Source organism: Streptomyces sp. NPDC059861 (genome assembly GCF_042731435.1).
Taxonomy (GTDB): Bacteria; Actinomycetota; Actinomycetes; order Streptomycetales; family Streptomycetaceae; genus Streptomyces.
The window spans coordinates 460,857-479,251 of sequence record NZ_JBHWJQ010000001.1; the positions used below are offsets into that span (position 1 = coordinate 460,857).

6 protein-coding genes are annotated in these 18,395 nt (G+C 70.3%); 5 read left to right on the plus strand and 1 reads right to left on the minus strand.

Features of this window, described 5'->3' with window-relative positions:
• The first annotated feature begins 48 nt into the window (after window positions 1-48).
• The 5 genes from ACFV6X_RS01950 to ACFV6X_RS01970 are packed head-to-tail and all read left to right on the plus strand — an operon-like array spanning window position 49 to window position 12,163.
• A complete protein-coding gene (locus ACFV6X_RS01950) occupies window positions 49-3,933 on the plus strand; it encodes a phage resistance protein (protein WP_385376175.1) in 3,885 nt (1,294 codons plus the stop codon).
• Entirely contained in the window at window positions 3,930-6,833 is a 2,904-nt protein-coding gene (pglZ, locus tag ACFV6X_RS01955) for a BREX-2 system phosphatase PglZ (protein ID WP_385376178.1), read from the plus strand. Before ACFV6X_RS01950 ends, pglZ begins: the two co-directional genes overlap by 4 nt.
• A gap of 40 nt (window positions 6,834-6,873) precedes the next feature.
• On the plus strand, window positions 6,874-8,622 hold the full coding sequence (locus ACFV6X_RS01960) for an AIPR family protein (RefSeq protein ID WP_385376181.1): 1,749 nt from the start codon (window positions 6,874-6,876) through the stop codon (window positions 8,620-8,622).
• Window positions 8,623-8,669: 47 nt separating this feature from the next.
• Entirely contained in the window at window positions 8,670-10,001 is a 1,332-nt protein-coding gene (brxD, locus tag ACFV6X_RS01965) for a BREX system ATP-binding protein BrxD (RefSeq protein WP_385376184.1), read from the plus strand.
• A complete protein-coding gene (locus ACFV6X_RS01970; RefSeq protein WP_385376187.1) occupies window positions 10,001-12,163 on the plus strand; it encodes a DEAD/DEAH box helicase in 2,163 nt (720 codons plus the stop codon). Before brxD ends, ACFV6X_RS01970 begins: the two co-directional genes overlap by 1 nt.
• Before the next feature lie 165 nt (window positions 12,164-12,328).
• Here ACFV6X_RS01970 and ACFV6X_RS01975 read toward each other — a convergent pair whose 3' ends face one another.
• Window positions 12,329-17,611: a sacsin N-terminal ATP-binding-like domain-containing protein gene (locus ACFV6X_RS01975; RefSeq protein ID WP_385376190.1), complete on the minus strand. Its 5,283-nt coding sequence runs from the start codon at window positions 17,609-17,611 to the stop codon at window positions 12,329-12,331.
• Between the last annotated feature and the right edge of the window lie 784 nt (window positions 17,612-18,395).

The window sequence follows — 18,395 nt, forward strand, 5'->3', positions numbered from 1 at the left end:
ATACGATCGAATGAGCCCGCGCAGCCGCCCGTCGGAGAGTGATCGTTCATGGCCCAGCAGCCGCCCTTGCTCCGCGATGTCATCGACATCAAGGAGTCCATCTCCACGTCGGACTTCGTCCTCCAGCTCTCGGAGGCGACGACCCCCGAGGGCGCCGAGCGCGCCCTGCGGGACTACGTGGTCACGGAGCGGCTGCTGGAGAACTTCGACGAGGCGCTGGGACTGATCAAGGCCGCGCTCGACGGGCACACCTCGAAGGCGGCCTACCTGCACGGCTCGTTCGGTTCCGGCAAGTCGCACTTCATGGCCGTGCTGCACGCGCTGCTCAGCGGCAGCCCGGCCGCCCGCTCCCGGACGGACCTCGACCCGGTGCTCACCAAGCACGAGTGGCTCGGCACGGAGGGCAAGCGGTTCCTGCTCGTGCCGTACCACATGCTCGGGGCGAAGGCGCTGGAGCAGCGGGTCCTCGGCGGATACGTCAGCCATGTCAAGAAGCTGCACCCCGAGGCGCCGACGCCGCAGGTGTACCGGACGGACGCGCTGTTCGAGGACATCCGGGCGATGCGGTCCCGGATGGGCGACGCGGCCGTCATCGCCGGGCTCACCTCGCCGGACGGCGGCGGGACGGACGAGGAGGACGAGTGGGGCGAGGCGTTCGGCTGGGCGCCCGCGCTGCTCGACACCGCGCTGGCCGCCGAGGAGGTTCACGAGGGCGGGCAGGCGCTCAACCTGGTCAGTCCGTCCACTCCCGCCGAGCTGCGGGCGCGTCTCGTCCAGGACGCGAGCACCCACCTGCTGCCCGGTTTCGCGAAGAACGCCGCCGAGGACGAGCACGGGTTCGTCTCGTTGGACGCCGGCCTGTCCGTGATCGCCGAGCACGCCAAGTCGCTCGGCTACGACGGGCTGATCCTGTTCATGGACGAGCTGATCCTGTGGCTGGCCACCCTCATCCACGACCAGAAGTTCGTGGCCCGGGAAGCCGGCAAGATCACCAACTTCGTGGAGGGCGGCGACGCCCGCCGCGCCGTCCCGGTCATCTCCTTCATCGCCCGCCAGCGCGACCTGCGCGAGCTGGTCGGCGAAGAGGTGTCCGGGGCCGCCGAGGCGTCCATCCAGGACACGCTCAACCTGGCCTCCGGACGCTTCGACAAGATCACCCTGGAGGACCGCAACCTCCCCCAGGTCGCCCACGCCCGGCTGCTCAGGCCCAAGGACGCCCAGGCCGCCGCCCTCATCGAGGCGGAGTTCGACAAGACCCGCAAGATCCGCCAAGAGGTGTGGGACACGCTGCTGGGGTCCGACCGCGGGGCGGACGGGGTCGGCGCGGACGAAGAGAGCTTCCGGCTGACGTACCCGTTCTCGCCGGCGTTCATGGACACCCTCGTGCACGTGTCCTCCGCGCTGCAGCGCAACCGGACCGGCATGAAGCTGATGGGCCAGCTGCTCGCCGACCACCGCGCCGAGCTGCGACTGGGCGACCTGATCCCGGTCGGCGACCTGTACCCGCTGATCACGGCGGGCGGCGACAAGCCGTTCACCGACAGCCTGAAGGTGGTCTTCGAGGCCGCGGACAAGCTGTACCGGACCAAGCTGCGGCCCTACCTCCTCCTCACGCACAACGTGTCCGAGGAGGACATAGAGCAGTACGCGAACCGTCCCGACAGCATCACCGACCCCGCGCTGCGCACCCGGATCAAGCAGTTCACCGGGGACAACCGGATCATCGGCACGCTGCTGCTGTCGGCGCTCGCCCCCAGCGTCCCCGCCCTGTCCGACCTGACGGTCCGCCGCCTGTCCGCGCTGAACTACGGCTCGGTCGTGGCCCCGATCCCCGGGCGCGAGTACGGGATCCTGAAGAACAAGATCGCCGAGTGGGCTGGCCGGTTCCCCGAGATCAAGGAGACCGGCACCGAGGCCAACCCGGGCGTCCGGCTCGAACTGTCCGGCGTCGACGTCGACTCGGTGATCGCCAACGCCAACGTCAACGACAACCCCGGCAACCGCCAGGCCCTCGCCCGGCGCATTCTCGTCGAGGAACTCGGCATCAGCCAGGGCCAGTTGGTGGACCAGCTGCAGTTCGTGTGGCGGGGCACCGAGCGCAGCGTCGAGGTCGTCTTCGGCAACGTCGCGGACGAGGACGAGCTGCCCGACCACGACCTCATGCCCCAGCAGGACGGGCTCTGGCGGCTCGTGATCGACCTGCCCTTCGACGACAGCGAGTACGGAGCCGTCGAGGACGCCAACCGGATGCGGCGCCTGCGGGAGCGGCAGGGCGAGCCGTCCCGCACGGTCGCCTGGCTGCCCACCCACCTGTCCGGCCAGCGCTACGCCGACTTCCGCCGTCTCGTCGTCATCGACAGGGCCCTCTCCGACAGCCGGCGGTTCGACGGCCAGTACGCCGGCCACCTGAGCCCCGACAACCGGGCCCGCGCCAAGGGTCTCCTGGAGACCCAGCGCGAGTCGCTGCTCAAGAACATCAAGGCCGCCTTCAAGCAGGCGTACGGCCTGGCCGACAAGAAGGCCACCGACGTGGAACTCGGCTTCTCCGACCACCTGGAGTCGCTGCGCGAGGTCGACGGGCTGACCCTGTCGTTCGGCCAGTCCCTGCGCGACGGCGTCCGGCACATCGCGAGCCGGCTGCTCGTGAGCCAGTACCCCGACCACCCGGACCTGGACCCCGACGGGAACGGCACGGTGGTCAGGCCCGTCGACGCGAAGAAGGTGTTCACGCACGTCCAGGCCGCCGCCGAGGCCCGCGACGGGCGGGCCGAGGTCCCCGCCGCCGACCGGAACCTGATGCGGCGGGTCGCCACCCCGCTGCGGCTCGGGCAGCAGAAGGAGGCGTACTTCGAGCTGTCGCACTACTGGGCGGACCACTTCCGGCAGCTGGCCCGCGAGCAGGGCGTCACCGGCGACCTCAGCATGATCACGCTGACCGACTGGACCGACCGGCCCGCGCCGCGCGGTCTGCCGGGCTTCCTCGCCCGGCTGGTGGTGGCCTCGTTCGCCGAGATGGACGACCGGGTGTGGGTGCGCGCGGGCACGCCGCTCGACCCCGCGCCCGCGCTGAACGAGATCAAGGACCACGACGCGCTGCGCAGCCAGCCGCTGCCCTCGGAGGAGGACTGGTCGGCCGCCCGGCAGCGGTTCACGGCGCTGTTCGGCGAAACGGCCCCCACCCTGCGGCGCGGCCGCATGGTGAACCAGCTCGCCCGGCAGATCGTCCAGCAGGCGGGCGCCCACCAGGAGGCCGCCCGGGAGCTGGTGACGCAGTTGGAGCGGCACGCCGGGTTCCTCCGCCTCGACGAGACCGCCGAGAACGGCCGCCTCGCCGTCGCGCGCCGCGCCGTCGACCTGCTGCGGGAGCTGACGCGGTCCGCAGGTCAGGGCGCCGCCGGCGCCAGGAAGACCGTCGAGTCGCTGGCCGCCTTCGACTTCGGCGAGGTCGGCGCGGACCGGTTCGGGACCTCGGTCAAGCAGGCCCGAGCCGTGGCGCAGGCACTGGACTCGACGTCGTGGACCACGCTCGACCTGGCCACCTCGGAAGGCCCCGAGGGCGAGGCCCTGCTGGATTCCCTGCGCAACGCCGCCCAGAGCGACCAACGGACCAACGACCTCAAGGAGGCCCTGGCCCGGACCCAGCGCGAGGTGCTGGCCCTGGTCAAGCGGAACCGCGCGACACCGCCCGCGCCGCCCGCGCCCCCGGCCCCGCGTCCGAGTGACGTCCCCCTCGACACACCGTCCAGCCACCCGCCCGTGCCCGAGCAGTCGCCTGGCACGCGCCCGTCCACGCCGGGCCGGGTGAAGCGTTCCGGCGGCGGGCGGACGACCGCGGCCAGGGCCGTGGCCGAACTCCAGGCGGAGATCGCGGAGCTGGCCGCGCGGGAACCCGGTGCCACGGTCGAGATCACCTGGCAGGTCGTCGAAGGATGAGCACGGCGACGACCGGCGCGGTGGCGGTGCGGCTGAACCTCGCCACCCTCACCCAGTACCTGTCCGCCCAGACCTCCCTGGCCGACGCCCTGGCCGGCCGGGACCGGCGACGGGCCGTGCTGCTGCGCTCCGCACCCCAGTGGGACGGCCCGGCCGAACACTCCTGGGGCGACGGGCAGTCCGCCCGCATCGCGGCGGCCCCATCCCCGCTCGCCGTGCACGAGCTGGTGCTCGGTCACCTGTCGGACCCTGCGACCGGACCCGCCGTGCTCGTCGTCCTCACCGACCGCGAGCAGAACGAGCTGGACCCCGCCATCCTGGCCCGCGCCCATAAACAGCGCGTGGACACGGTGGACAGCTGGGACGTCGTACGGGACGCCTTCGGCGCACACCAGGTCGACCCGAGGCTCAAGGACGACAAGTGGGCCGCGGAGGCCCTCCTGGACGCGGCGCCCCCGGGAGGGGGCTGGCCCCGGCTCGGCGGCGGCATGCTCTCCCGTGGCACCGCCCTGACCGCGCTCGCGCTGCGCCGCCTGAGGCTGGGACGGTACGAGGCCGAGACGGCCCACCAGGACCACGCAACGTCCGCGGACCGGCTCGACACCCACACGCTGCTGGGCTGGTCCTTGATTCCCGGAGGGCCGGAACGCCTGTTGGCGCTGCGGGGTCCCGAACGCGCGGGCCTGGCGGAGTTCCTCGGGGAGGAGGACCAGGCCGGGCTTGCGGGACGCGCCCTGCTCGCCCTGGTCGAGGCCGAGCACGGGCCGGACGCGGTGGCCTTCGGACTGCTGTGCGCGACCCTGTGGTGCCACGCCGAGCCGGACGCGGCCGTCTACACGGCCCGCGGCCGCGCGGAGCGGTGGTTCGGAGACCGCCCACCGCTGCGGGGCGAACAGCTCGACGCCATGGTCGCCGCCTTCGGCCGGGCCACGGAGGACTACGTCGGCACGCTGCTCGCCGGAGCGAAGCGGGACGGCGGCCCGGTGTCGGAGGAGGCCCGCGAGGCCCGCCGGACGAGCGATACGTTGCTGGAGCGTGCTTCGGCACTGGTCCGGCAGTTCGGGGCCGAGGCTGCCGCCCGGACCAGTCTCCTGCTGCCCGCCGGCCTGGACGCCAGGTTCACCGCGGTCGGAGCGGCCCTCGCGGCAGGCGAGCCGGAAGCCCTGGACACGGCCGTCCGCTCCCTGCACGAGCACCAGCGGGCCGACGGGCCGGAGGTACGGGCCCGGATCGAACGAGCTCGGATGGGTCAGCGGCTCGTTCAGTGGCTGGCCACCGACCCGGCGGCCGAGGCGTCGCACGTCGGCGCCGCCATCGGGCGCCACATCAAGGAGACCGCCTGGGTCGACCGCGCTGTGGAACACATCGAAGCGGGCGGCGACCCCGACGACCGGCTGAGGACCGCCTACGACGCGCTGGCCGCGCGCGTGCGCCGGCAGCGGCACGAGATCGACCGCGACTTCTCCCGCACCCTGGCGACGTGGACCGCGGCCGGCACCGATCCCGGCGGCATGCTGACGGTGGAGACGTTCCTGGAGCGGGTGGTGAAGCCGGTCGTGCGGGGCGCCGACGACCGGCGCGTGCTCCTGATCGTCCTGGACGGGATGAGCGCGGCCATCGCCGTCGAGCTGGCCGAGGAACTGCGCTCCTCCTGGGCCGAGTTCGACCCCGTGGCCGCGGAGGGCACGCCGCGGCGCCGCGCCATGGCCGCGGCGCTCCCCACCCTCACCTCCGTCTCGCGCACCTCGCTGTTCGCGGGAAGGCTGATGCGGGGCTCGCAGAACGACGAGGCGCAACTGTTCCCCGCCCTGCCCCTGTGGGGCGGGGCGCCCGCCGCCGTGTTCCACAAGGACGACCTGCGGGCCGACAGCGCCGGGGACACCTTCGGGTCCACGCTCACCAAAGCGCTCATGGACGGCCGTACGCATGTGGCGGTCGTCCTCAACGCGATCGACGACCGGCTTGCCAAGGAGCAGAAACTGGGCGACGGCGCCTGGCGGGCCGAGCACATCCCGGGCCTGCCGGACCTGCTGCGGATCGCCGCCTCGCAGGGCATGGCGGTGGTGATCACCAGCGACCACGGACACGTCGTCGACCGGCACGGTGCGAAGGTGGAGACCGGCTCACCGCTGTCCGCCCGCCACCGCGAGCCGGGCGAGGAGGTGGGACCTGCCGAGGTAGAGCTGCACGGAACGCGAGTGGTAGCCCCGGAGCCGGGCGGCTCGATCGTCGCGCTCTGGGACGCCGACTCCCGGTACACCGCCCGCAAGGCCGGCTACCATGGCGGAGCCTCCCTGGCCGAGTTCACCATCCCCCTCCTGGCCTTTCTGCCGTTCGGAGCGCCCCCTCCCGCTTCCTGGCGGGAGCTGGGCGACCAGCGGCCGGAGTGGTGGTCCCCGGACTCCCCGTCTCCCCGGCACGCTGTCCCCGCCCCGCACGAACACACTGCCCCCGGGGAACGGGCCGCCCGGCAGCGACCGACCAAGGCCCAGGCCCGGCTCGCCCGCACCCACGACGCGCTGTTCGACGTCGCCGTGGTCCCCTCGCCCGAGGACAACGGAACTCTGGTGACCACCGCCGCGGTGAGCCCGGACGACGCCCTCGTCACAGCCCTCTTCGCCTCGGAGACGTTCCAGGGGCAGATCGGCCTGCTCGCGCGCAGACCACCGATGGAGAAGGTGGACGGCGCGATCCGGGCTCTGATCGAGGCCGGAGGCACGCTTCCCGTGACGGCACTCGCCCAGCGTGTGTCCTATCCGGCCACCCGCGCCGACGGGTTCGCCGCGATCCTGCGCCAGTTGCTCAACTACGACGGAGTCCAGGTCCTGGAGACGCTGCCGGACGGCCGGACCGTCCGCCTCGATCTCTCCCTGCTCCGCATGCAGTTCGACTTGGGCTGACGATCTGCCAGTCCTTTCCCACACCGATGAGCCGGGAGCCATGAGCGCCAACGACCGTGTGTTGATCAACCAGATGATCGAGGAGCGACGCAACGCCCGCGCCGTCCCTCTCTCGTTCGACGCGGAATTCGAGCGGTTCGCCAGTGAACACGCGCTGCACGGCTTCGGGCTCTCCGAGGAGGAGATCGAGGCCGGTGTGATCGGCGGCGCGGACGATGGCGGCATCGACGGGGTGTACGTCTTTCTCGGCGGGCGACTTCTGCACGAGGACAGTGAGATCTTCCAGCAGCAGTCCGCCGTCGCGAACGTGGAGCAGGGAACCCAGTTGACGCTCTGGCTCGTCCAGGCGAAGACCAGCCCCGGCTTCTCCGAGGTCGCCATCGACAAGGTGGCGTCCACCTGTAAGAACCTTCTGGACATGGAGGTCGACGAGGCCACCGTCGGCCTGCTGTACAGCGAGGACCTCCTTGCACGCTTCCGCATCTTCAGGGAAGCCCTGAAGAAGCTCCTCACCCGCCACCCCACCGTATTGATCAAGTTCTCGTACGTGACGCGGGGCTCGGCGAGCGAGGTGCACCCCAAGGTGCAGGCGAAGGCCAAGATCCTCGAGAGCCAGTTCTCCAGCGCCTTCGCCATCTCCACCGGCGAGGTCGAGTTCCTGGGCCCCGCGGAGCTCTGGAAGCGTGCCAGCACCCTCCCCTCGTACACCCTGGAACTCCCCTACCGGGAGAGCATCACCCACGGCACCAGCCACATCGCGCTCGTCGGCCTGGGTGAGTACATCGACTTCCTCAGCGACGAGACCGGGGCGATCAAGTCCCACATCTTCGACTGGAACGTCCGCGACTACCAGGGCAACGTCGAGGTGAACCGCGAGATCACGGCCTCCCTGCAGAACCCGGGGGCGCCCGAGTTCTGGTGGCTCAACAACGGCATCACCATCGTGTGCTCGCAGGCGACTTCAGTGGGGAAGCGGCTCAGCCTCTCCGACGTTCAGATCGTCAACGGCCTGCAAACCTCCTACACCCTGCACGAAACGCTGCGCGACCGCTTCGTGACCGACCCTGCCGACCCGGTCTTCGACAGACTGGTGCAGGTGCGCATCCTCGTCACCGTGGACCAGGCCGCCCGTGACTCCGTCATCCGCGCCACCAACCGGCAGACGAGCGTGCCCGTCGCCTCCCTGCGTGCCACGGACGACATCCAGCGGCAGATCGAGTCGTACTTCCTGGAACACGACTGGTTCTACGACCGGCGCAAGAACTTCTACCGCAACCAGGGCAAGCCGGCCGACCGCATCGTCAGCATCCCCCTGCTGGCCCAGTCCGTGATGGCAATGGCGCTGGGACGGCCCGACTACGCCCGAGCCCGTCCGTCGAGCCTGCTGAAGTCGGACTCGGACTACCGGCGCGTCTTCTCGGACAAGACGGAACTCGCCGTCTACCTGTGGCTGGCCAAGGCACAGCGCCAGGTGGACGAGTTCCTTCAGGCGTCGTCGGATCCCGTCTCCCGGTCGCTGCACACCAACCTTCGCTTCCATCTGGCCATGCTCGGCGCCGTCGACCTTGTGGGCCGCATCTTCAGCAAGCCGGAAGCCCTGAACAACGCCGCCCGGGAGGACGTCTTCCCGAATCCCGCGCGCCTTCGGTCGCTGTGGGCGTCGCTCCAGGAGCACTACGACACGTACCAGCAGCAGCAGCGGTCGGGTCCCGACAAGACGGCGAAGAGCAGCGACTTCGTCACCTACCTCACGACCGAGCTGGGATACGGAAGCCTCCACCGCAGGTGACTCCAAAGCACGGCCCGCGGGCCGGGCGGGGATGGGAGAATGGGCAGGTGATCGACCCTCGTCCCTCTCCCGTCTCCGCCGCCCGGCGGCGCACCGCCATCGACGCGCTGCGCCGCGGTGCCGTGCCCGAGAGCGGCTTGGATCTCCTCGCCACCGGACTCGACCGTTTCGAGTCGGCCCTCGACGCGGAACTCGACGCGGTCGCCTCCGGCGCCTCGGTCTTCAAGGCCGTGCGCGGCGAGTACGGATCCGGCAAGACGTTCTTCACCCGATGGCTCGGGGAACGCGCCAAGCAGCGCAACTTCGCCGTCTCAGAGATCCAGGTCTCGGAGACGGAAACCCCGCTGCACAGACTGGAGACCGTCTACCGTCGCCTCACCGAACGGCTGGCCACGACGAGCTTCCCGCCGAGCGCGCTGCGACCCGTCGTGGACGCCTGGTTCTACGCGCTGGAAGAGGACGCCCTCGCGGCGGGGGCCGACGAGGACGACCTGAGCGGCGCGGTTCAGCAGTTGCTGGCCGCCCGCCTGACCAAGGTGTCACGGCACGCCCCGTCCTTCGCGGCGGCGCTGCGCGGATACCGTTCCGCGCTGGCCGACGGCGACGAGGCGACGGCGGCGGCCGTCCTCGCCTGGCTCGGCGGCCAGCCCCACGTGGCCGCAGCGGCCCGTCGAACGGCGGGCGTGCGTGGCGACCTCGACCACTTCGGCGCCCTGGGCTTCCTGCAGGGACTGCTCACCGTCCTGCGGGACTCCGGTCACCGGGGACTGTTCGTCGTGCTGGACGAGGTGGAAACTCTGCAGAGAGTGCGGTCGGACGCCCGCGACAAGGCACTCAACGCGTTGCGGCAGCTGATCGACGAAGTCCACTCCGGGCGGTTCCCCGGCATCTACTTGGTCATCACCGGAACCCCGGCCTTCTACGACGGCCAGCAGGGCGTGCAGCGGCTCCCACCGCTCGCCCAGCGGCTCGCCACCGACTTCACCACCGACCCGCGCTTCGACAACCCGCGTGCGGTTCAACTGCGCCTGCCCGGATTCACCCTGGAGTCGCTGACCGGGCTCGGGGTGACCATCCGCGAACTCTATGCCTCCGGGGCCGACGCACCCGGCAGGATCGAAGCACTGGCCGACGACACGTACATCGCCGACCTCGCCCGAGCGGTGGGCGGAGCGCTCGGCGGGAAGGTCGGTGTGGCGCCCCGGCTCTTCCTCAAGAAGCTGATCGGAGACGTCCTCGACCGAATCGACCAGTTCCCGGACTTCGACCCGCGGCAGCACTACCGCCTGACCGTGGACAGCAAGGAACTCACCGACGTCGAAAGGAACCTGGCCGCATCCGCATCGACATCGGCCGGCGACGTCGATCTGGAGCTGTGATGGCGCCACCCGCGGACCCCGTCGAGCGGCTCGACCCCGTCATCCTGCACCACGTTGTCAACACACTCGGCTGGCCGGATCTGCGGCCGCTGCAGCGGGCCGCAATCGACCCCGTGATGGACGGCGAGGACGTCGTGCTGCTCGCTCCCACCGCAGGCGGCAAGACTGAGGCGGCCTGCCTGCCGATCCTGTCGGCCATGTCCGCGCAGAGCTGGGCCAGCACCTCGGTCCTCTACCTCTGCCCGCTCAAGGCACTCCTCAACAACCTGGTGACCCGCGTCGACGGTTACGCGCAATGGCTGGGCCGGCGCGCGGCCCTGTGGCACGGGGACACCAAGGAATCACAGCGTCAACGCATCCGTACCGACAGGCCGGACATCCTGCTGACGACACCCGAGTCGCTGGAAGCCATGCTCATCGGCGTGAAGACGGATCACGCGCACCTGCTGGGCGGCGTCCGGGCCGTCGTCGTCGACGAGGTCCACGCCTTCGCGGGCGACGACCGAGGCTGGCACCTCCTCGCGGTCCTCGAACGCCTCCAACGGGTCACCGGGCGTCCCATCCAGCGGATCGGGCTGTCGGCGACCGTCGGGAATCCAGAGCATCTGCTCACCTGGCTGCAAGGGTCCGGTGCCGGCCGGCGTCCGGGCCGAGTCGTCGCCCCGGACCTCACGTCGTCCTCGCGGACGGCACCAGCAGGAGCTCCTGCGAACGACACGGCCGGTCCCCCGCCAGGAGAAGTCGAACTCGACTACGTCGGCTCCCTGTCCAATGCCGCCAAGGTCATCGCGGCCCTGCACAAGGGCGAGAAGCGACTGGTGTTCTGCGACTCCCGGCGGCAGGTCGAGGAACTGGGCGCGGCGCTGCGGGCACGCGACGTCACCGTGTTCCTCTCGCACGCGTCCCTCTCGTCCGACGAACGGGCCCGGTCCGAGCAGGCGTTCGCCGAGGCACGAGACTGCGTCATCGTGGCCACGTCCACCCTGGAACTGGGCATCGACGTCGGTGACCTCGATCGGGTCGTCCAGATCGACGCGCCCGGCAGCGTCGCCTCGTTCCTCCAGCGCATCGGCCGAACGGGACGCCGCGCCGAAAACACCCGGAACTGCCTGTTCCTGGCCACCCAGAAGGACACCCTGTTGCAGGCCGCCGCGCTGCTGCTCCTGTGGGGCCGCGGCTGGGTCGAACCGGTCGTCGCACCACCCGAGCCACGTCACCTCGTCGCGCAGCAACTGCTCGCCGCCGCGCTCCAGGAGCACAAACTGGGCGATCAGACGTGGCCCGAGCAGTGGAACGGCCTGGCGCCCTTCGACCGTTCGGCCACTCCCGTCCTCCGCCATCTGGCAGACGAAGGCTTCCTCGACACCGACGGGGGCATGCTGTTCATCGGCCCCGAGGCGGAACGCCGCTTCGGACGTCGCCACTTCGTCGAGTTGACCGCGTCCTTCACCGCACCACCGCAGTTCACCGTCCTGTCCGGCCGCACCGAGATCGGGCGAATGGACCCGTCCGTCCTCACCGAAGAACGCCAGGGACCGCGTCGGCTGCTGCTGGCGGGCCGCAGCTGGCAGGTGACGTTCATCGACTGGGGGCGCAAACGGGTCTTCGTCGAGCCGGTCGAAGGTGGTGGGATTGCCAAATGGTCCGGAGGCACGGTCTCCGGACTGTCGTACGCGCTGACGCGGGCCATGCGCGATGTCCTCCTGGGCGCCGACCCGGACGTCTCGCTCACTCGACGAGCCCAGGTCTGCCTCCAGGAGTGGCGTGACGAGGACGCCCCTCACCTCGTCCACCCCGGCGGGACGCTGATCGCACGACGCGGGAACGACGTCCGATGGTGGACGTGGGCGGGGTACCGGGCCAACGCGACGCTGGGCGCGACGCTGTCGTCGGTCGCCGACCCGGTCCAACGGCCCACGGACTGCTACCTACGGCTGCGGGAGGACCTGAGCCCGGACATGTGGAGCGCCGCGCTGGACGCCGTACCAGCCGGGCCGACACTCGTCCTGCCCGACGTCGACCAGCGGGCAGTGCGTGGTCTGAAGTTCTCGGCGGCGCTCCCCCCACGGCTGGCCGTGGCCACCCTGTCGGCGCGGCTCGCCGACTTCGACGGTGCTGGCGCCGTTCTGGCGGAGCCGAAACGCTTCTCGAACGTCCATTGACGCGGGCCTTGCCCCCACCCTCCGGGTCTCCACTTCCCCGCCGTGGTCGTGCGGCAGCCGCGGGGCACCCTGTCGTACGACATCTACGAGTTCCAACCACCGTGCTCATGACGACTTACGAGCACGGTGGAGCAAGGTCGCCTCACACCCTGCGGATCGAACGTGCTACCCCCTCCCCAAGGGCGAGCACTGATAGCGCACCCCCCGGCTGACCATTCTGAAGCGGTCACGCCCCTGGGCCGAGAACGGGTTCGGCAGGTCGAAGACGCGGCGTTCCTCCGGGACGAGGGCCGAGGTGATCAACAGGATGCGGTAGCGGTTGCCCCGGGCGTGGCGGCGGGCCGCTTCCACCTCGGACGGTCCGAGTTCGAACTCAACCCGCTCGGCACATGGGTCGCTCAGTGCCTTCACCTCGTACAGCCGGGTGGTGTCACGCCAGGTGACCTCGAAGTCGTAGCCCAGGGAGTCGGAGGCCTCGTCGTCGCCGTTGACGACGGCCGCATAGCCCGAGATCCACCGCACGTCGGGGTAGTGGCGCTGGAGCCAGGCGCGCGCGGCCACCTCCCCGACGAGACCGATGGCGGACCGCTGGTCCTCCGTAGTCCGCTTCGTCTTCGCGACGACGATGCGCGGCTTGACGGAGGATCCGCCTCCGCTGCGTGGCCGGGGCACACCGGCCACGGTGTCCAGACGCACCCTGCCCGACTGGGCGAGGAATGCTTCGTCGATGGTCTTCGAGGCGATGTCCGCGATGGTGGAGAGCTGGTCGTTTCCGACCCTGACTTCGGCATCCCCGATGGTGATCGTGCGCGGAGCGACGATGGTGTAGACACCGGAATCCCGGGCGCGTATCGCCGTCTGCGCGAGATCCTTGTCGGTGAGGCCCAGCGCCGCGGGATCCGCGGCGTTCGGCATTCCTGCGGGCCATCCCACGGCTCGTTCCACCGCATCGAGCAGACGGCTCTCGCTCAGCGGCAGCAGGTCGCCCAGACCGGTACCGTCGATGAAACTCCTGCATTCCAGCAGCACCGCCCCGTGCCACCCCGCAGGCACCTGGATGCCGTGACGGCGGCACCAGGCGGTCACCAGTGGGGGCAGCACCGGCACGAGCGCGTCCAGTGCGGCCGTGTTACGTGCCCGGAGCCGGTCGAGGGGCTCAAGTTCGTTGGGCCGCTCGAGGTCGTCGTCAGCTCCGTGCGCCCGGAGCCATTCCCGCACCCTGTCGCGCATCGCCTCCTCCGGCGGGGTGATGAACCGGGGAAGCCAGTCCCGGTCCGGCTGGAGGTCGTGAAGACCGCGGGCCGCGGCGTAGCCGGAGATGTCCTCACCCTGCTGCGCGGCGACGGCGTATCGCTCGCGGAGCCGGTCGAGGAGGATTCCGGAGCGAGCCCGCACGAAGTCGCCGAAGGCCTGTTCGTGGCGGTCGGGGTAGTACTCCGGGGAGTACCCGAGGGCGACCAGTGCGGCGTTGAACTGCTGGAAGTCGAGTCCCAGTTCGTCCCTGAGCTCCGCCGGTCTCGTGCAGGAGCGGGCCAGAGCGACCAGCTCCGCCGACGGCAGCGGCAGACCGGGCGCGAGCCGGTCGATGATCCCGACGAGTTCGCGTTCGCCGGCCGCACGACCGAGGAGGTGGGCGGCCTCCTCGTTCCAGGCGTCTGCGGCCAGGCATGCCAGCACCGGGCGGAGCAGTCTCACCGTGTCCTGCACGTCACCGGTGAGGTTGCGCCGGATCTCGGCGACCTTGGCCTGGGTCGTGTCCAGAGCGGCGGCGAGGAAGGCGTCGTCGACGAGCGTCGGGCAGCTGCCGCCGAAGCTCCGTTCGAGTTTGACGAGGACCAGTTCCAGCGCGTCCTGCAACCACGGCCTTCCCAGCAGTTGTGCGACGGCAGGTGTCGCCGCCTGCAGTTCGTCCCACCCCTCGTCGCTTCTCCAGACAACCACCGTCGGGTACTCGTCGTCCGGCAACGGCAGGGCGCGCGTCGACGACGGCGGTTCGGCCGGCGTCCCGGAGACGGTGATCTCCACATCGTCGGCGTGTACGACGCGCAGGCGGCGGAGCCGTTCGAGCGCGGCCCGGACACCGCGCTCGCTGCGGCGCACGAATGCCCCGGACTTGAGTTCCATGGCGAGGGCGACCACGGTGACCAGCCACTCCCGTTCCCGGATGAACACCGCCGCCTGACTCGACGGCGTGATGGGGGCGCCGTCGCGATGACGTACCTGCACGTTCGTGGTCGACGTGCGCTGCACCCTCAGCCCGTTCGCCTCGGCCAGGCGGACGACGGCGTCACCGGACTCCGCCGGGGCGACGAGGACGGGATGCCCCGCCGGCTCGATGAGCGCCTCCTTCAGGGGATCCGCCTCGTCGCAGACGATGACCGGTGCTTCGTCGGCCGACGGGATGAAGGTGCCGAGCACGTGGGTTCGGCTGACCACCAGGCGGGCCTCTTCACCCGGCGCCCAGGGCCACTGGCCCGTCCGTACGACGTTCGACCACGCCCGTTCGTAGTGCCGTTTGAAGGAGACGCTGAGGTACTCGGGCACGTCGCCCTTGTCGAGCACGTCAGCGAGCTGACTCACCGCCGCCCCCGCGTGCTGCGGATCTTCCCACCTGCGCAGGCCGAGCCGGAGCATCCGCTCGACGACATTCCTGTCAGTGAGCAGGCGGCGCGTCGACAAGGGCAACGCGGGGACGAAAGCCGGAAGTTCCCCGTCAGAACTGAACCAGGCCCGCCGGGGGGCGACGAAGGAGGGACCATCCGGCTCCTCCACGGGCAGCCAGGCCATGCCGCGGAGGTAGGAGGCCAGAGGAGTGGGCCAGGTGTGCGCGTCCTTGAAGGAGTAGGTGGGCCTGTGCACGGTGACGGTGAAGACCTCCTCGCTCCAGGTGCGCAGCCCGTGCATCAACAGCTCGGCGAATTCGCGTCGGGCGGCGGGGCCGAGCCCGGCCACCTCGGTCGCTCCCGCCAGGTGGGCAGGCGGGTGCGTGAACTCGTAGCGCGTGTAAGGGTGCTGGAATCGGGTCCAGTCGCTCCTGACATCGGCGCACCAGGCATCGGTGAGCGCGTCCCCCAGCCCGAAGCCCGCGGCAAGTCCCGTGAGGCGCAGTTCGTGTCCCTGACGGGCTCCCAGTCGCTCCCCGACGGTTCCCGGCCGCAGGCCGTCGTACACACCGAGGGATTGCAGGAACTCGGTGTAGGCCGCCCGGTCCCGTACCGGCGCGGGCCAGTCGTCGGGTCCGCTGATCCACTGGCCCCGCTGCGCGGCCAGGGCCGGGATCCCGGATCCTCCCTCGGCGAGGAACCGCTCCAGCCGCCGCGCTCCCTCGGTGCCCCATGCGGGTGAGAAGGAGCACCGTGCGGCTCTGCCCCACCGGCCTGTGTCGGCCAGTGGCAGCCGGAAGGGAATACGGGCCAGCCGTCGGCGCTGGACCTGGGTGAGCAGCGGGTACTGCCGGAATGCAAAGGTGAGGGCGTCGCGGCCGAGCGCCTCCGAGGGGTGGCCGCAGAGCAGGTCTTCCAGTGCGTCGAAGACCCGGTCCAGTTGGTACGGGCGCACCAGTTCGTTGCGCTCGAGGAACCCGCGCCCGGCGCTGTCCCAGGCGATCGCCGGGTGGGTGAATGAGATACGGCGCCGGAGTGCCTTGAGATCACCCGGGACACGGGTGGCGGTCTCACCGTCCGCAATGTCGTCGGGCTCGGGGTGGAAGAAGACGGTCGCGTCCTGCCTGCCGGAATCGGTCCGGCCGCCGAGGGCGCTTCTCAGCCGCATGCCCTGGTCGAGGATGATGCGTCGGCCCCGCAACACACCTTGGTCCCGGGCGAACGCATGGGACAGGTCGCTGTAGAAGTCCGCCCATACCTGCCCTTCCGGTTCCGTACCGCCGAGCAGAGACCGTGCCACGGCTTCTGCCCACGCGGCGGCCAGGGGCGCCGGCGGACGGAAGGGCCTGGAGATGACGGCTCTGCACAACTTGTCCAGACGCGCGTGGCGGACAGGGCCGACAGACGGGGTCAGCAGGTCGGCTCCGGCCCTCGTGAGTGCCTCGGTGGTCAGTACGCGCCAGGAGCGCTTGCCGTCGGGCCATCCGTAGGAGTCCTGCAACGAGCCCCACGCTTCCCTGCCGTGCAGGGGCACGATCGGTTCGGCAGCGAGCCTCCCCTCCAGGGCCGCGTCCAGCCGGTCCGGTACGTCCCAGCACATGAGGTCAAGGACGAGGTCCGCGGCGACAAGGTGCGGGGTCTCCGAACGAATGCGCCTGCTCAGTTCCACCGTCAGCAGGGCGAGTTGGTCGAGGAGGAAGGCGTTCAGGGCTACCGTCTCGCTGATGTCGAGGCGAGCCAGTTTGGTGAAGAACGGGGCATGGGCGTGGCCGGGGAACGGGGCGTGGACGCCCTCGGCCATCGGCAGAAAGGTGTACATGCGGCCGTTGGGGAGCGGTACGTCGAGGCGCAGCGCGACCGCCACCCATGCCTCGGCGTCCCAGTTCTCCCAGGCGGCGTCGATCTCACGCGCCTGGACGCTGCGGCTGATCGCTCCGCTCAGGGCCTCGCGATCGAGGGTGCAACGCGCCAGCAGGTAGCGGCCCGCCTCGGCGAGATCGACCTCCCGTACCCAGTCGTCCTCGCCTGCGGTGACCAGGTCCGATGTGCGCTCGGTACGCGAGAGAACCTGCCGGAAAGCGGTGTCCGAGCCGTCCCGCACCTCGACGAGGAGTTCGGCCACGCGATTGAGGAAGAGCAGCAGCGGCGCCTCACCGTCCACCACGTCCTCCGCCTGCGCCACGGCGAGTCCCCAGGCGTGCCGGTCGCGCAGCGGCAGCCGTACGACCGTGGCGTACCCGTCCTCGGCGAGTTCCTTGAGCACGGGATCGGTGACGTCGGCCGGTACAGGCAGCGCCAGCGGGGAGATGTCCTCGATCACCCGGGTCGCGAGTGCCGGGTCTTCCACCAGGGAGCGCACATCCTCGGGCCTGGCGAAGCGGAAGCAATAGCCGTCGAACACTTGGGAGTCGGAGGAGGACTTCGAGTAGATCTCCGGCCAGTCCGTCACTTGCAGCACACTGCGGAAGCCGAGGCCCTTGTTTCCGATGCCCTCACCGGCCGTCTTGCTCGACAGAGCCAGCTCGGTGATGGCGCGGAAGTTCTTCTCAGCGAATACCGCCCCCTCGTTGGCGACGTAGAGGACGCCGCCGTCCTCCCGGGGGACCGCCAGGACGGCGATCCTTCCCGGGGCGGCTTGACCGAGTGCGTCGTGGCCGTTCTGGACGAGTTCGAGGATCGTGCGGCCCTCGTACTCCTGGGCGGCATCCTCACTCACGGACTTCAGGCTCTCGGCGAACCGCCATGTCTCGCCCGCGTCCATGTAGATCTCGACTCGCCGCCTGGTCAGGGCGAGTACGGCCGACCGGAATCCGTCGCACTCCGCGGCATCCCACATCGATGTCATGGCCGTTCCCCCTCGTTCGTGCACAGCCCTGCGCCTGCCAGAAGCCTCCTGGCAGTGCCATCCAACCGAATCAGGGGTGTAATTTCTGGTGAATTCCACATCGAGTTACGCATAGGTAACCGGCCGCTCTCGCTGCTCCACTCGCAGTCAAGCGCGCTGCTTCATCGCCTTCGCCGAGATCACCGACCGCAAGCGAGTTTTCCCTTGGCGTGCGGCTCCTGCGACCGGTTGCAGCGGACACAGGCCGTTCGCTGTAAGGCAACGGAATGCGCCTCCGCCGTCCTGTGGAACCGCGCCACCTGGCGCCTGCCGCCGAAGGCGCAGGGTCGGCGGACACCTCCTGGTCGCCACTGCCTGTAAACGTCGGGTTGTCGGGATGACGGCCATGCCGAAGGCAGAAGCGGCCGGCCCCGGTGACCTCGTACGCCCCCGCCAGGGCACCTGCCGCCCGAGCCCACGGTCGCGTGGGGCATAAGCCGACCGCCAACCACCCGGCTCCGCGGCCACGTCATCTTCACTGGGCGCGACCCGTTCGAGGAGCGCGCGTTGCCGTTCATCCAGGACGGACCACCGATGCACGAACATCAGCCCACACCGCGCCCGTACGCCCTGCGCTAGTCGAGAGAGCGACTACGGCAGTCGGAGTCCCCTGGGACTTTTCTGGAACTTCCGGCTACACCAACGGGTACGAGCGTGAAACAGTCGAAAGGCCATTCGTGCAGGTCAGCGACGCACGATCGTCATCGCGGCAGGTCACGGCGTCGGCTGGTCTCTTCCGGGACAT

Excerpts from the sequence above, each read along its gene's own strand:
- ACFV6X_RS01950 (WP_385376175.1), top strand. The coding sequence starts at position 49 with ATGGCCCAGCAGCCGCCCTTGCTCCGCGATGTCATCGACATCAAGGAG.
- pglZ (WP_385376178.1), top strand. The coding sequence starts at position 3,930 with ATGAGCACGGCGACGACCGGCGCGGTGGCGGTGCGGCTGAACCTCGCC.
- ACFV6X_RS01960 (WP_385376181.1), top strand. The coding sequence starts at position 6,874 with ATGAGCGCCAACGACCGTGTGTTGATCAACCAGATGATCGAGGAGCGA.
- ACFV6X_RS01970 (WP_385376187.1), top strand. The coding sequence starts at position 10,001 with ATGGCGCCACCCGCGGACCCCGTCGAGCGGCTCGACCCCGTCATCCTG.
- ACFV6X_RS01975 (WP_385376190.1), bottom strand. The coding sequence starts at position 17,611 with ATGACATCGATGTGGGATGCCGCGGAGTGCGACGGATTCCGGTCGGCC.